A 13,772-nucleotide genomic window follows, 5' to 3' on the forward strand; every position below is an offset into this window, starting at 1 on the left:
CAGTTGGTGTTATCAACTGGCTCTTTTTTTACACAAACGCCCCTCCCCCTTACATAGACATACCAACACTTACACTACTCGACCATAAATCCACATTATAATTCACGTTTATTTCACGCTTGCTTTGCTAAAAACAACACAACATAACAATTAAACTATTCGAATAAATATGAAAAACTTATCAAAGAGCTCTGTGTGGGGGCCTTTGCAGCCAATTGCTGCCTTTTCTTTGTTTTCGCTTCTATTTCTGTCTATCTCAAGAGTTTTGCTAGCTTTTTGGCAGATTGACCGTATTGACTCTCTAAACGACTTAATTTACATCCTAGGTCAAGGTTTGCGCGTAGATATTGCAACGCTTTGCTGGTTATTTATTCTTCCAGCACTGTTTTCAACCTTCATGCCATTAACCGGTAAGATGGGAGAGTGTTGGAAGCGAATATTACGCATATGGATGGTTTTAGGGCTTTGGGTGCTTGTATACATGGAGCTCGCAACAGCGCCATTCATTCAGGAATACGACCTACGTCCAAACCGCCTGTTTGTGGAATACTTAATCTACCCAAAAGAAGTCTTGAGTATGCTCTGGACTGGCTACAAATTAGAACTGTTTATTGGTGCGTTAGGTACAGTTTTAACCATCACTTTAGGTTGGAAGTGGAGTAAGAAACTGACCGATAAGGCGCAGCAGGTCAACTGGAAATGGCGACCACTATTGGCACTTTTCGTTGTTCTTTTTGGGGTTGCAGGTGCTCGCTCATCTTTAGGTCACCGCCCGCTAAATCCTGCTATGGTCGCCTTTTCTAACGATCCACTGCTTAACGACTTAGCACTGAACTCATCTTACTCATTGTTGTTTGCGGTTAATAGCATGAAGTCAGAAAAGAGTGCGGAGCAGTTCTACGGAAAAATGGACACTCAAAAGATGTTGGAATTAGTTCGCACTTCATCAACAAAGTCCGACTTCACCCCTTCATTACTCCCAACCATGAACAGTAACCCCGCGACTTACCAAGGTAAACATAAAAACTTAGTGATTTTGCTACAAGAAAGCTTAGGCGCCCAATTTGTCGGTGCTTTGGGTGGTTTGCCTCTAACACCAAACCTTGATGAACTCATGAAGGAAGGTTGGCAGTTCACACAAATGTACGCCACTGGTACTCGTTCTGTTCGTGGAATTGAAGCCGTAACCACTGGCTTTCCTCCATCTCCGTCTCGCGCGGTAGTGAAGCTGAGTAAAAGCCAAACGGGTTTCTTTACCATCGCGGACTTACTGAAAGCTCAAGGCTATCACACGCAATTTATTTACGGCGGAGAAGCCAACTTTGACAACATGAAAACTTTCTTCTTTGGTAACGGTTTTGATCAAATAGTAGAAGAAGATGATTATAACAACCCAAGCTTTGTTGGCTCTTGGGGTGTTAGTGATGAAGATCTATATAACAAAGCAAACGAAGAGTTTGAACGCCTTTCAAAAAGCGACAAACCTTTTTTTAGCTTAGTTTTTACGTCAAGTAATCATAGCCCTTATGAGTATCCAAAAGGCAAAATTGAGCCATACGATTCAGAATATATGACGCGTAACAACGCCGTTAAATATTCCGATTACGCTTTGGGCACTTTCTTTGAAAAGGCGAAAAAGTCATCTTATTGGGATGATACCATTTTCATTGTAATTGCAGATCATGATGCACGTGTTTCTGGCGCTAACCTTGTTCCGGTTAAGCACTTTCACATTCCAGCATTGATCCTTGGTAAAGGCATTCAACCACGTAAAGATGACCGCATAGCAAACAACATCGACATGCCGCCTACACTGTTATCTCTAATTGGGGTAGATGCTAAAACACCGATGATTGGTCGTGATTTAACGAAGCCACTAGCTCGCGAAGATGAACGCGCAATGATGCAATACGACAAAAACTTTGGTTATTTAACGCGCGACAATCTAGTTGTGCTTTCCCCTGGTGAAAAGGTATCGACCCTGGCGTACGACTTTAAAGACCAAACCATGGAGCCGCTAGAGGTGGACGAGTCTATTGTCGAGCGTGCAAAAGCAAACGCATTATTTGCATCTAAAGCGTATCAAAACAACTGGTATTCTTCCAAACACACTCATTAACACCAATGATTCCGCTGATAAAAAGGAGCTAAACGGCTCCTTTTTCTTATTCTGTCACTTACCTTCGAGAATGTTCTACTGACAACTCCTGTCGTTCCTTTCCGTTAGATTGCCCCTACTACTTCTAATTGATTAAGGAACAAACCATGCTGACTATCAATTCATTCGTTCTCTACGTTGAGGACATCCACATAAGCCAAGTTTTTTATTCGAAACTGTTCGAACGCAAAGTCACGCAGTTGTCTCCAACCTTTGCCGCTATTCCACTGACCGAAGGCTTAACGTTGACACTCAAGCAAAGAGATAATCTTTCACCTCACAGCGGAATTAGAGGTGGTGGCACCGAGCTGTCTTTATCAGTGCCCAACAGGCATACGTTAGAGAGCATTTACAAGCGCTGGAAAGACCTAGGTGTTGAGTTTGTTCAACCACCAGCGACATCAGTGTATGGATTAAATTTTATGGCTATCGATCCAGATAAGCATCGCATTCGTGTTTTCATAAATGAATAAAAATGCGTTAAAAATGCTTTTTACCCATTCCCAATGTGACTTCAATAAATTAGACTCAAGGAAATATCAAAAGCAGCGTAGTAATAAGAAGGAATGCCCATGAGCTCAAGTATGATCCTTAGCGAATCCCTAATCGAGAGCGGAAGAGATATCCCCCTCAAAGAACTGCTTTATGCAAAGCGCGTGCTGGATAACTACATGGCAGTAGCCAAAGAAAGTAGCCCGCTTGAGCTATTAACTGAGATGAAATCGGCAGCAAAGCAAGTAGAATACTTTACAACGACGAGTAACCCGTGTGAGGCTCGTAATGTCATCAGTCAGATGATTGATAAAATCGACACCGCGGAATCTTTTGCTTCGTTCAAAGCATTAGCAGGTAAGCCATCTCAAGCACTCAATGAACTAATTGAAGATCGAGCTCAGCTGATTAAACACGAACGAGAGCTCCTGCTCGCCTCAGGCTATGACGCCTCACGAATCTAATATAAGCGACAGCCTAAAAGTCATAGCTAACAACGAAAAAGGAGCTCTTAAAGAGCTCCTTTTGCTTTTCAAAAATCGGATACAAAAGACTTAAAGGCCGATATCTTCCGTTATTGCTTTGATTTGTTTGAGGTCCATTTTATAGACTTCAATCATTTGATCGACCTGACTTAGTCGTGAATTAGCTTCATCATGTTTATCACACGCGTCCGACTTCACGTCCCAAGATTTGCCTTCTAAAAATACGTCACACTCTTTCTTGAGTTTCTCAATCTTAGGTAATAATTTCGACCGTTCTTTCTCGAGAGACTCTAATTCTTGCGAAATTTTTAGCTCTTTCTGGAATACTTCGCGGGACCGCTCAAACATAGTCGCTTGCATATCCGCTTGACGACTCAACTTCTCATTTTCTGACTTCGTCGTGTTAATCTTATCTGCCTGCTGCTTCAATTGAGACTCTAGTGACAAGTTAACCTTCTCGACCTCAGTCAATTGCTTTTGCAACTTCTTAAGTGCTTTCTGATGAGCTTCATCTTTCGCGGCGAGTAACTCACTAACTTGGTTTTGTATTTCTTGGTCGAGCGCCTCTTCACGCACTTTTACTTGAGATGCCAACTGGGTTTTATCTTGCGTTAGTGCTTGATACTTTTCTTCTAATACGTGGTAAGTCGATTCCCACTTGTTCGCAGTGACAACCGATCCAACAAGGCCACCAAATGCCAAGCCTAACACCGCAGCGATTGCGATATAGATATGCGTACGTTTGTCACGCTCTTCAATGACAACTACGTCGTCTTGCTCTTCCATTTTGTTCTGAGAACTCACCGTATACTACTCCAAGGACTCTTTTACTTTGCTAGCGGATCAATTCCGCAAACATAATTGATGCTGTATAAATCAGAAATGCGCCAATTAATGTTATAACGGTCGCTTTTTGGACTTTTTCATTGGTTCGATAACGAAACAGCACAAATGCTACTGCAATCAACACCGCAATGGCTAATAATCTGGTCATACCGCCTCCTTGTCCACTCATGAAAAACTGCCTAGGTCCGTAGACTGTTTCACAAAGATTCATTGTAACCCATTTATACGTACCATAAGGTCAACTTAGCGTAGATTTTAAAATAAGTGCTCCGATTTTAATCAATTTTGTGTTCTTAATTGAATAACTTATGTCGTAACAATCGAAACACATTTATCGTTCTGAAGTGTTTTTTGGTTCCATTTCCTAACCCAATAAGTTTTATTTATGCAGTTGCTCGCGCAAAAAGATTGGCAAACATACCTTCATGAAAATAGATGAGGTTATTTCATTGAAAATAAATTGACATAGGGTGTTGAAATGGACCAAAAACATGATAGAGTTCACACGTTAATGATGACCAGCATCATTAACTAACCTTTACTCATTTAATTGAGTAATTGTTCCGATGAAGACTGCAGGAGAGTGGTTATTAATCAAATTTTAACATTTGATTAGCATAACTCGCCGAAGAATTAACTATTTCAGGTGCTACCTAGGTAGCGGGGACTGTAGTTGGAGGAACCTCTGGAGAGAACCGTTAAATCGGTCGCCGAAGGAGCAAGTCTTGCACTCACGCAAGGTGAAACTCTCAGGCAAAAGGACAGAGGAGTGGAAAGTTACAACCTAACTATTTTGCTTGGCCTTCCCGCCTACAACCAATAGCTTAGTTCTTTTAGAGATCGTTGATCTCGTCCTTTCCCTCTTCTCCTTATTAGTTGTTTTATTAAGGGGAAATCATGAACAACCTACAATCTTTACTACAAACCATCGATAATTTTGTCTGGGGTCCACCGCTGCTTATTTTGCTAGTGGGTACAGGTGTTTACTTCACTTTTAGCCTTGGCTTGATCCAGTTTAAACACCTCCCAACAGCGCTAGCGATGGTATTCAGTAAAGATAAGTCATCTAATACTCAAGGTGACGTTTCTAGCTTTGCAGCTCTTTGTACTGCGCTCTCAGCAACAATTGGTACTGGTAACATTGTTGGTGTTGCCACAGCAATCAAACTCGGTGGACCAGGCGCTCTATTCTGGATGTGGCTCGCTGCCCTTTTCGGAATGGCGACTAAATACGCCGAATGTTTGTTGGCGGTTAAGTACCGAAGAGTCGATGATAAAGGCCAAATGATTGGTGGCCCAATGTATTACTTGCAATACGGTGTTGGCTCAAAAGCTCTCGCGATCATGTTTGCAGTGTTTGCTTTGGGTGTTGCTTGTTTTGGTATCGGTACGTTTCCACAAGTAAACGCGATTCTGGATGCAAGTGAGATATCTCTTGGTGTTAACCGTGAGCTATCTGCCTTCGTACTAACTCTTTTGGTTGCTTTCGTAACTTTGGGTGGCATCAAATCCATTGCTAACGTTGCAGGAAAAGTGGTTCCTACCATGGCTGTATTTTATGTGTTGGCGTGTTTAAGCGTGATCATCATGAATGCAGACCAATTGTTCAATGCCGTTGAATTAGTGCTGGTTTCAGCCTTTACATCAACAGCAGCGACTGGTGGTTTTTTAGGTGCAAGCATCATGCTGGCAATCCAATCAGGTATCGCTCGCGGTGTGTTCTCAAATGAATCAGGTTTGGGTAGCGCGCCTATGGCAGCAGCAGCAGCGAAGACAGACTCTTGTGTTAAACAAGGCCTAATTTCAATGACGGGTACCTTTTTCGATACCATCATTATTTGTACCATGACAGGCCTTGCTCTAATCCTGACCGGTGCATGGCAAAGTGACCTTGCAGGCGCCGCGATGACGACTCATGCTTTTGCGGTGGGTTTAAATGCAGATACATTTGGCCCTATGCTCGTTTCAATCGGTTTGATGTTCTTCGCTTTTACCACCATTCTTGGTTGGAACTACTACGGTGAGCGTTGCGTTGTGTTCCTGTTCGGAACTAAAGCTGTGCTTCCATACAAACTGATTTTCGTCGGCTTGGTAGCATCTGGGGCATTCCTTCACCTCGATATGATTTGGCTACTGGCTGATATCGTAAACGGTCTGATGGCAATTCCTAACCTGATTGGTTTGATCGCACTGCGTCACGTCGTACTGGCAGAAACCAAACTGTTCTTTAGCTCAACATCGCAATCAGGTGAAGTTGAAGCAGTGAAAGCTTAGTGAAAGGTCATAAACTCTCAGTCACAGAGAGCAAAACACATTAGAAATGGTAAAAACACAAAGCCCGCTATTATTTAGCGGGCTTTATTTATCTTCGGTTAAATGGTTAATCTCTCAACCATTGATGCTCAACGTTTTCTCCACGTTCTTCAAAAAACTTCGCATTTTTTTGCTTGAATTGATCCGCTTTCAACTCTGATAGCGGCCAGTCTAAAAATGCTTCTGTTACAAACGAGTCACCGACACCAACCTCAATCGATTCCAGATGTTTCCCGATGTAGCGATAAAAGTAGCCTTGCCCAAACGCATCGCACACCATAGGTACATGCCTAACACGTTGATGATTGACAGAGACCGAAGCCCAAGTCGTCGTTTTAGGTTCACAGGTTTGCTCTTTTACAACGTCGACCTCAAATTTATTGTCCATAGTTGTCGAAACAAAAACGACAATAGCGTCATGCAAATACACACGCCTGAGCAATAACTGTTTAGTATCTTGAGTTCGCGTTTGTTGTATTCCATTAGCAAAAGGCTCGAAGTAGCCCCAGTGCCAAGACCAGATCATGCCGCGTTGCGCAAACTGTACTTGTGGCCACGTATGCCAAGCAACAGCGGCACCTACCCCCACAATAAATACAGCGAGTAGTATCAACAATCGATAAATATTACGCATTAAACGGGTTTTTCAATCAATAACTTCACACCAAGTGCGACTAATACTGCGCCCGTCGCGCCTTCCATCCACTTCATAAAGCTTGCATTCTTTAGTAGATTTTTAGCCGAGTTAAGCGCGCCAGCTAAACCACACTGCCAAACCATCGCAATAGCAAAGTGTACAGATGCCATCATCATTGATTGAAGCAAGGGTGAACCTTCTGGATTCACAAACTGTGGCAAGAAAGCCAAATAGAAGACCGCCGTTTTCGGGTTCAAGACGTTAGAAAGAAAGCCCTCTCTAAAAGAGCGCTTACCATTAAACACTTCGTGAATCTGCTCGGTCACGGTCAATCCATCTTTCGACGACATTAGCGCTTTTAAACTGCTCAAACCAAGCCAGATAAGATAAGCTGCGCCAATCATTTTTACGATTTGGAACAACTCTGCTGATTGCGCAAGAATCGCCGAGATACCAACCGCAGAAAAAAAAGCATGTACGAATAAGCCAAAGCAAATCCCTAGACTGGTTGTACATCCATCTTTTAGGCCCGATCGGCTAGTGTTACGGATAACAAGTGCAGTATCTAAACCTGGCGTTAACGTTAAAATCGTAATGGCAATAATAAATGCCTCGAAATTCAAAATATCCATATTATCGTGATAATTAATTGTCAATCCTTCATCAATACCGCCAATCCACAAGATTCGCAAGCTTCTTTTTTAAGAGAGCTATACAACTGGGTGAGTTTATGGACAATGGGTTGGAGTTAATTGTTAATGATTAGTAAATTAACGCAGGTTGCTTAGTGCAACACCATATGAAGGACCCGTTATCGGGTGTTTAGGGAAAGAACAAAAGAATAAGAGTAGTAACATGAACGCATTTACAAAACTCGTTGAACATTCCAAAAAAGTGGCAAATTTTGAGCATCTATCAGCCATCATAGATTGGGATCAAGCGGCGGTCATGCCACCTGGTGGCGCTGAAGCACGCTCGAATGCCACGGCAGAGCTCGATGTACATATCCATTCTTTAATGACTCAACCGCACTTGGGAGAGCTTTTCGCTCAGGCAGAAGAAGAGACGCTGTCTACAAAAGAAAAATCTATCCTAAGAGAAATGAAGCGTGGGTGGCAGCAAGCTAACTTACTACCAGAATCATTAGTTCAAGCTCAATCTCTTGCTGGCTCCAAATGTGAACATGCATGGCGTACGCAACGTGGAGAAAATGACTGGGCTGGTTTTGAAAAGAGCTGGGCTGAAGTCGTAAAGCTATCGCAGGAAGAAGCGCAAATTAGAGCCGAAGCAAATGGCACGACTCCTTATGATGCCATGCTCGATGTTTATGAACCTGGCACAACGTCTGCGTCGTTAGACATTCTTTTTGCTGACGTGAAAACCTGGCTTCCTACTTTGATCGATGAAGCGCTTGAAAAACAACAATCAGACAACATCTTATTGCCAACTGCACACTACCCTGCGGAAAAGCAAAAAGCGCTCGGTTTGGAAGTCATGAAGCTACTTCAATTCGATTTTGAACACGGTCGACTTGATGAGAGTACCCACCCATTTTGTGGCGGTGTACCGACAGATGTGCGTATTACGACACGTTATAATGAAAACGAGTTTGTCCAATCATTGATGGGGATTGTCCACGAAACTGGCCATGCTCGATACGAGCAAGGGCTACCAAAAGATTTATCAGGAACACCCGCGGGAGAAGCTCGCTCTATGGGTATTCATGAATCACAATCACTCTTCTTTGAAATGCAAATAGGACGAAGCAGCGCGTTTATCGATCACCTCGCTCGACTGGCTTCTAACCATTTTTCTGGTAGTGAATTCGAAAAAGACAATTTAGCCAAAATTTACACTCGCGTAGAAAAAGGCTTTATTCGCGTAGATGCTGACGAACTAACATATCCTGCTCACGTTATCCTTCGATATGAAATTGAGCGAGATCTCATGAACGGCGTCATCAAACATACAGATGTACCAGAACTCTGGAACGAAAAGATGAAAGCGTACTTGGGGCTATCAACCGAAGGAAACTTCAAAAATGGCTGTATGCAAGATATCCATTGGACAGACGGAAGTTTTGGCTATTTCCCGTCCTACACGCTCGGTGCGATGTACGCTGCACAATTTATGGCAGCAATGAAACAAACCGTCGATGTAGATGCGGTTATTCGTTCTGGCGACTTAGCTCCGATATTCAATTGGCTCTCGGAAAACATCTGGAGTAAAGGTAGCTTATTCACCACTGATGAGTTGGTAAAACAAGCCACGGGTGAAACACTGAATGCTAAACACTTTCAAGCTCACCTAAAAGATCGCTACTTATAAAGCGAAAAGAATAGAAAGTAAAAGCCCAAGGTTCGTATGTTCCTTGGGCTTTTTGTAGGCTCTCTATGTGTTATGCCAAGCTAGGGATGAGCCTAGGCTTGTACAAACAGTCCTCACCCTCTGGTCTAGTTTTAAACCGACGATGAAGCCACATATACTGGCTCGGACTTGCCATGATTGATGTTTCAACTATTTGATTCACGAATGCGGCGGCGCGTTGATGATCCTCTTTCGGGAAACCTTCGACGGGCGCACTAATGGTTAGGGTATAGTGTCCGTCTTTTCCTCTTACCATCGTAAAAGGCACAATGGCGCAATCTGTAGAATCAACCAACAAACTTGTACCTGTCGTAGTACAAGCATTTTTAACGGCAAATAACGGTGCAAATGTCGAGCGTCGGTTACCATAATCGTGGTCCGGTGCATACCAAACCCGCTCACCCGTTTTAAGTGATTCAAGCATGGCTTTGACGTTTTTACGATCAATCAGTGTACGATTAGAGCGAGAGCGTCCCTTATACTGAAAATAATCAAAGCACGGATTATTGTTTGGGCGATAAACACCGGTTCCAGACTTTTTAATGCCAAAAGCTCGAGCACCTAACTCTAGATTCATTGAATGTACGGCCAACATTAATGCACCTTTGCCTGACTTCTCTAAAGCCTCTAGATGCTCCATGCCTTTTATCGTGACGTGTTTGTTTACCCGTTTATCTGACCAAAACCATGCCATTGCGGTCTCAAAAAGTGCGATGCCAGTATTGTCGATGTTGTCTTTTAGAATTGCTTCGCGTTGGCATTTTTCCATATGAGGGAAGCAAAGCTCAAGATTGCGTCTGATCGTAACTTGACGTTTTCTCATGAGTCGCATAGCTAAACGACCAATTTTGCGTCCCAAAGCTAGTTGAACTTTAAAAGGAAGGAGGCTAAGTAAGTACATCACGCTAATGATAATTAACGTTCCCCAGTAACGAGGCAAAAGAAATTCGGCCTTGAATGCAGGCTTTTTGTATTTGTTCATGTAAGTATTGTCAGATGTGCCCATCTATAAGTGATAAAAACAATGATAATGGACTGCACTTTTATCATTGATAACGCTAATAACATAAATTAAAGCGCGCGGATTCTATGGTTCTTCGACACACTACACAATAAGAACTTTGCAGAAATATGTAGGGAATGAAAAAGCAGTAAAGATGAGTCGCCACGTTAACATCTATCGGAGTGATTTATCTACTGCCCTTTCCTAAAGTTTGAAGAAACATAACTTTGTATTTTCAATTCGCTAAATAATGCCTATTGTTCAATCACATAATGCGACCGTGATGAATGCAATAATAAGACGTCATATCAATACTCGCCATTAGCGATTGAATTTGCACTAAAAAGCCGCAGCAATTTCTCGCTGCGGCTTCTTATTCACTTAACAAGTAGAGTGGCGTTATTCGTGCCCTACTGTTTTGGATAATAAATTTACGATCAACACACCAGCGATGATAAACCCAATACCAACTAGGGCTGGTAAGTCTAGACGCTGTCCGTAAACAAAGTAACCAACCGTCGCAACCAAAACGATCCCAGCACCACTCCATATGGCATAAACAACCCCGACAGGCATTGTTTGCACTGTGACGGAAAGCAAGAAGAAAGCGATGCCGTAACCAATCAAAACGACTGTGCTCGGCATTACTTTCGTAAATTGCTCTGTTTTGGGAATATAAGAAGTGGCAATCACTTCACATACAATCGCTATCGACAGCGCCAACATTGGTGGCATAGAGACAAGCATTTTGAACATAAGGCATTAACGCTCAACAGAAATGTAACCGACAACATGTCCGGATAATTAGGCCGCGCATTATACCCAACTCATCTCACGATGGAATACCACTAACGATGTTTACACACCATCACTTTCGCTTACTTTTTGATGACCAGGTGAAAGGCTGACGTTTTGGTGCTGACGAGAAATTTCAAAGTAGATATGCATATCAATCGGCTCAGGTGTATTGAGTAGCATCTTACCTACTTCACGTTGGAAATGACCATAATTACCTAGCTCATCCGTTAGTTCTAGGAGCTCGTAAGAGGCTTCATCGGCAAACATTCCATACGCATACTGATAATGACTGATATCCTTGCTCTTATCATAACCCAGCTTTTGAAGAGCTTGATCAATCTCTTCCGGCGTATAAATGTCTTTATCACCAAACGAATGCAGTAGCACGCAAGGAACTTCTTGAGCGATGCTCTGAATCTTTGTCTTTCTCTTGAAAATACCGAACATAATGTCCTCCACTGACGATGTTTCCAAATATGCACATTAATGCAAAATGGTGAGCTGATTGTTTTTAGTATGGCTCATTAATTTGAGACTTCCTTACTACGAAGTCACCTTCACATATTAACGTGATCGCATAATTACCAGCAAATAGTACACACTGCGTTTCAAACCTATCTCATCAGAAACTCTGCTTTAGTCACAATTGTGTGACAACCCCGAGTACGGTTTACCATAATGTAAAGAGTAGATTGAAAAGTCGGATTTCGTATCGACATCTAAACTTAATTAAGTTAGCTTTAGAAGTATAGACGTCTAGATTGACTATACTTAGGGAGAGAAAGTCGTGCCAATTAGAATTCCAGATCAATTACCAGCTACCGATGTATTAAGGACAGAAAACATCTTCGTGATGAGTGAAACGCGTGCAGCGAGTCAGGAAATACGTCCTTTAAGAGTGCTGATCCTTAATCTGATGCCAAAAAAAATAGAGACTGAAACTCAGTTTCTGCGTCTACTCTCAAACAGCCCACTACAGGTTAACGTCGAATTACTGCGCATTGATAACCGCCCGAGTAAAAATACGCCAACTGAACATTTAGACACGTTTTATCGCCAATTTGAAATGGTGAGAGATAAAAACTTCGATGGCATGATCATTACTGGAGCTCCATTAGGTTTGGTGCAATTTGAAGATGTCATTTATTGGGATCATCTCAAAACCATCATGGAGTGGGCAAAAGATCATGTGACATCCACTCTTTATGTTTGCTGGGCTGCGCAAGCAGGGTTAAAGCTACTCTACGATCTACCTAAAAAAACGCGTAAAGAAAAACTTTCAGGCGTGTATCATCATCAAATCCATCATCAATTTCACCCTATCTTACGCGGATTTGATGACACGTTTTTGGCTCCTCACTCGCGTTACGCAGATTTTTCGCCTCACTTTCTAGAAGAGCATACTGACTTAGACATTTTAGCGACATCGGATGTCGCAGGTGTGTACTTAGCCACCACAAAAGACAAACGCAATGTCTTTGTCACAGGACACCCTGAGTATGATTCTCACACCTTACATAATGAATATATCCGAGATTTAAGCGAAGGTATGGAGCCCGCTATTCCTGTCAACTATTACCCAAACAACAACCCAGATAACCCACCAATTGCAAGTTGGAGAAGCCATGGACACCTCCTCTTTTTAAACTGGCTGAACTACTGTGTTTATCAGCAAACACCGTACGACCTCGATCACTTCAGTGAAGATGCTTTCACTAAAGACGATTAGCTTCAAAATAAGCAAACAAAGCACTCATCATTACCGAAATGTAATATGTGAACCAAGCCGCCATATGGCGGCTTTTTCATAACAGTTTGCAAACCTGATCGCATAGTGTTTTTTCCTCAATAGGTTTTTGCTAAGTAATTCATATCATGCAGAAAGATTCAGGGATGTAGGGATAAAGAATGAAAACAGCAAAGCTCGGTGCACTAATATTATTGTCTCAGTTTGCACTCGTGGGTTGCGTGACGGTGAAAGAAGATGGAAGCCCTGTCGTTAAAGCCGATCCTGTGGCAATGGCAGAATCACGTATCGCACTTGGCTTAGGTTATTTAGACGGCGGTAACATGATTCGCGCGCATGATAACTTACAACAAGCCTTAAACCACGCACCTCAATACTATCGCGCGCAATTATCTATGGCTCACTACTACGAAACGGTTGGTGAAGATATTAAAGCCGAACAGATGTATAAACGCTCTCTACGCCAACACACTAAAAACGGAAATGTGCTCAATAACTACGGTACTTTTCTTTGCAAGCGAGGTGACTTCGAAAAAGCCGATCAGATGTTTAATCGAGCCATTGAGCAGCCTTATTACTACCTTATTCCAGCAAGCTATGAGAATGCAGCTTTTTGCGCGCTAAAATCACAAGATAAAGACAAAGCGAGATACTACTTTACTAGAGCTATCGATCATGATCCCCATAGACCAAAATCGATTTTGCAACTCGCTAAAATAGAAATTGATAGCGGTGATTATACTGAAGCTAGAATTCGATTAATGAGATTCAATCAAATGTATGGCGTGAAGAAGCCCTCTTTGCAACTCATGATTCAACTTGAACGTGCAGCAGGCAATGAAGCTCTCGAGAAAAAGTATCAAAAACAGTTGGAAAAATTTTCTTAGTACAAAATAGCGATACATAAGGCGCATTAGCTCACCGCC

At 42.4% G+C, this 13,772-nt stretch carries 14 protein-coding genes and 1 riboswitch; of the genes, 7 read left to right on the top strand and 7 right to left on the bottom strand.

The genetic code is table 11. The features are described 5' to 3' along the window. The first annotated feature begins 169 nt into the window (after positions 1–169). The 3 genes from L3V37_RS04700 (at position 170) to L3V37_RS04710 (ending at position 3,114) form a co-directional block, all read left to right on the top strand. Positions 170–2,119: an LTA synthase family protein gene (locus L3V37_RS04700; RefSeq protein ID WP_237305923.1), complete on the top strand. Its 1,950-nt coding sequence runs from the start codon at positions 170–172 to the stop codon at positions 2,117–2,119. A gap of 146 nt (positions 2,120–2,265) precedes the next feature. After that, a complete protein-coding gene (locus tag L3V37_RS04705) occupies positions 2,266–2,631 on the top strand; it encodes a VOC family protein (RefSeq protein WP_237305924.1) in 366 nt (121 codons plus the stop codon). 99 nt (positions 2,632–2,730) lie between these two features. Beyond that, entirely contained in the window at positions 2,731–3,114 is a 384-nt protein-coding gene (locus tag L3V37_RS04710; protein ID WP_005377782.1) for a hypothetical protein, read from the top strand. A gap of 90 nt (positions 3,115–3,204) precedes the next feature. On the opposite strand, the gene L3V37_RS04715 is transcribed toward L3V37_RS04710, so the two are convergent. Both L3V37_RS04715 and L3V37_RS04720 read right to left on the bottom strand, forming a co-directional pair. Then, a complete protein-coding gene (locus L3V37_RS04715) occupies positions 3,205–3,939 on the bottom strand; it encodes a chromosome segregation ATPase (protein ID WP_017820934.1) in 735 nt (244 codons plus the stop codon). A gap of 31 nt (positions 3,940–3,970) precedes the next feature. Further along, on the bottom strand, positions 3,971–4,129 hold the full coding sequence (locus tag L3V37_RS04720; RefSeq protein WP_005377784.1) for a hypothetical protein: 159 nt from the start codon (positions 4,127–4,129) through the stop codon (positions 3,971–3,973). A 527-nt stretch (positions 4,130–4,656) separates the two neighbouring features. Next, a riboswitch (glycine riboswitch) is annotated at positions 4,657–4,756 on the top strand. A gap of 122 nt (positions 4,757–4,878) precedes the next feature. On the opposite strand from L3V37_RS04720, the gene L3V37_RS04725 reads away from it, so the two are divergent. After that, positions 4,879–6,255, top strand: coding sequence for a sodium:alanine symporter family protein (locus tag L3V37_RS04725; protein ID WP_005377785.1), 1,377 nt, complete (start codon positions 4,879–4,881; stop codon positions 6,253–6,255). A 106-nt stretch (positions 6,256–6,361) separates the two neighbouring features. Here L3V37_RS04725 and L3V37_RS04730 read toward each other — a convergent pair whose 3' ends face one another. Next, positions 6,362–6,928, bottom strand: coding sequence for a hypothetical protein (locus tag L3V37_RS04730; RefSeq protein WP_025766721.1), 567 nt, complete (start codon positions 6,926–6,928; stop codon positions 6,362–6,364). Next, a complete protein-coding gene (locus tag L3V37_RS04735; RefSeq protein ID WP_017820932.1) occupies positions 6,928–7,563 on the bottom strand; it encodes a LysE family translocator in 636 nt (211 codons plus the stop codon). The genes L3V37_RS04730 and L3V37_RS04735 overlap by 1 nt, the downstream gene beginning before the upstream one ends. Positions 7,564–7,786: 223 nt before the next feature. On the opposite strand from L3V37_RS04735, the gene L3V37_RS04740 reads away from it, so the two are divergent. Beyond that, positions 7,787–9,259 carry a carboxypeptidase M32 gene (locus L3V37_RS04740; RefSeq protein ID WP_237305925.1) on the top strand — a complete coding sequence of 491 codons (1,473 nt, stop codon included), beginning with the start codon at positions 7,787–7,789 and terminating at the stop codon, positions 9,257–9,259. 70 nt (positions 9,260–9,329) lie between these two features. On the opposite strand, the gene L3V37_RS04745 is transcribed toward L3V37_RS04740, so the two are convergent. From L3V37_RS04745 to L3V37_RS04755, 3 genes are all read right to left on the bottom strand, one after another. Then, on the bottom strand, positions 9,330–10,280 hold the full coding sequence (locus L3V37_RS04745; protein WP_225466641.1) for an LpxL/LpxP family Kdo(2)-lipid IV(A) lauroyl/palmitoleoyl acyltransferase: 951 nt from the start codon (positions 10,278–10,280) through the stop codon (positions 9,330–9,332). Positions 10,281–10,700: 420 nt separating this feature from the next. Continuing rightward, a complete protein-coding gene (locus tag L3V37_RS04750; protein WP_005377790.1) occupies positions 10,701–11,057 on the bottom strand; it encodes a multidrug efflux SMR transporter in 357 nt (118 codons plus the stop codon). A 102-nt stretch (positions 11,058–11,159) separates the two neighbouring features. Beyond that, positions 11,160–11,546, bottom strand: a complete 387-nt coding sequence (locus L3V37_RS04755) for a DUF6559 family protein (RefSeq protein ID WP_005377791.1) — start codon at positions 11,544–11,546, stop codon at positions 11,160–11,162. Positions 11,547–11,886: 340 nt separating this feature from the next. Between L3V37_RS04755 and metA the strand changes: the two genes are divergently transcribed. Next, entirely contained in the window at positions 11,887–12,828 is a 942-nt protein-coding gene (gene metA, locus L3V37_RS04760; RefSeq protein WP_005377792.1) for a homoserine O-succinyltransferase, read from the top strand. A 179-nt stretch (positions 12,829–13,007) separates the two neighbouring features. Then, entirely contained in the window at positions 13,008–13,733 is a 726-nt protein-coding gene (gene pilW / locus L3V37_RS04765) for a type IV pilus biogenesis/stability protein PilW (RefSeq protein ID WP_017820928.1), read from the top strand. Positions 13,734–13,772 lie beyond the last annotated feature (39 nt).

Origin of the sequence: Vibrio sp. D54 (assembly GCF_021728075.1) — a bacterium.
Taxonomy (GTDB): Bacteria; Pseudomonadota; Gammaproteobacteria; order Enterobacterales; family Vibrionaceae; genus Vibrio; species Vibrio alginolyticus.

Bases quoted from the DNA above. Each gene is read 5' to 3' on its own strand.
- L3V37_RS04730 (WP_025766721.1), bottom strand. From the start codon at position 6,928: ATGCGTAATATTTATCGATTGTTGATACTACTCGCTGTATTTATTGTG.
- L3V37_RS04740 (WP_237305925.1), top strand. From the start codon at position 7,787: ATGAACGCATTTACAAAACTCGTTGAACATTCCAAAAAAGTGGCAAAT.
- L3V37_RS04750 (WP_005377790.1), bottom strand. From the start codon at position 11,057: ATGTTCAAAATGCTTGTCTCTATGCCACCAATGTTGGCGCTGTCGATA.
- L3V37_RS04725 (WP_005377785.1), top strand. From the start codon at position 4,879: ATGAACAACCTACAATCTTTACTACAAACCATCGATAATTTTGTCTGG.
- L3V37_RS04710 (WP_005377782.1), top strand. From the start codon at position 2,731: ATGAGCTCAAGTATGATCCTTAGCGAATCCCTAATCGAGAGCGGAAGA.
- L3V37_RS04720 (WP_005377784.1), bottom strand. From the start codon at position 4,129: ATGACCAGATTATTAGCCATTGCGGTGTTGATTGCAGTAGCATTTGTG.
- L3V37_RS04755 (WP_005377791.1), bottom strand. From the start codon at position 11,546: ATGTTCGGTATTTTCAAGAGAAAGACAAAGATTCAGAGCATCGCTCAA.
- L3V37_RS04745 (WP_225466641.1), bottom strand. From the start codon at position 10,280: ATGAACAAATACAAAAAGCCTGCATTCAAGGCCGAATTTCTTTTGCCT.
- L3V37_RS04735 (WP_017820932.1), bottom strand. From the start codon at position 7,563: ATGGATATTTTGAATTTCGAGGCATTTATTATTGCCATTACGATTTTA.
- L3V37_RS04700 (WP_237305923.1), top strand. From the start codon at position 170: ATGAAAAACTTATCAAAGAGCTCTGTGTGGGGGCCTTTGCAGCCAATT.
- pilW (WP_017820928.1), top strand. From the start codon at position 13,008: ATGAAAACAGCAAAGCTCGGTGCACTAATATTATTGTCTCAGTTTGCA.
- L3V37_RS04705 (WP_237305924.1), top strand. From the start codon at position 2,266: ATGCTGACTATCAATTCATTCGTTCTCTACGTTGAGGACATCCACATA.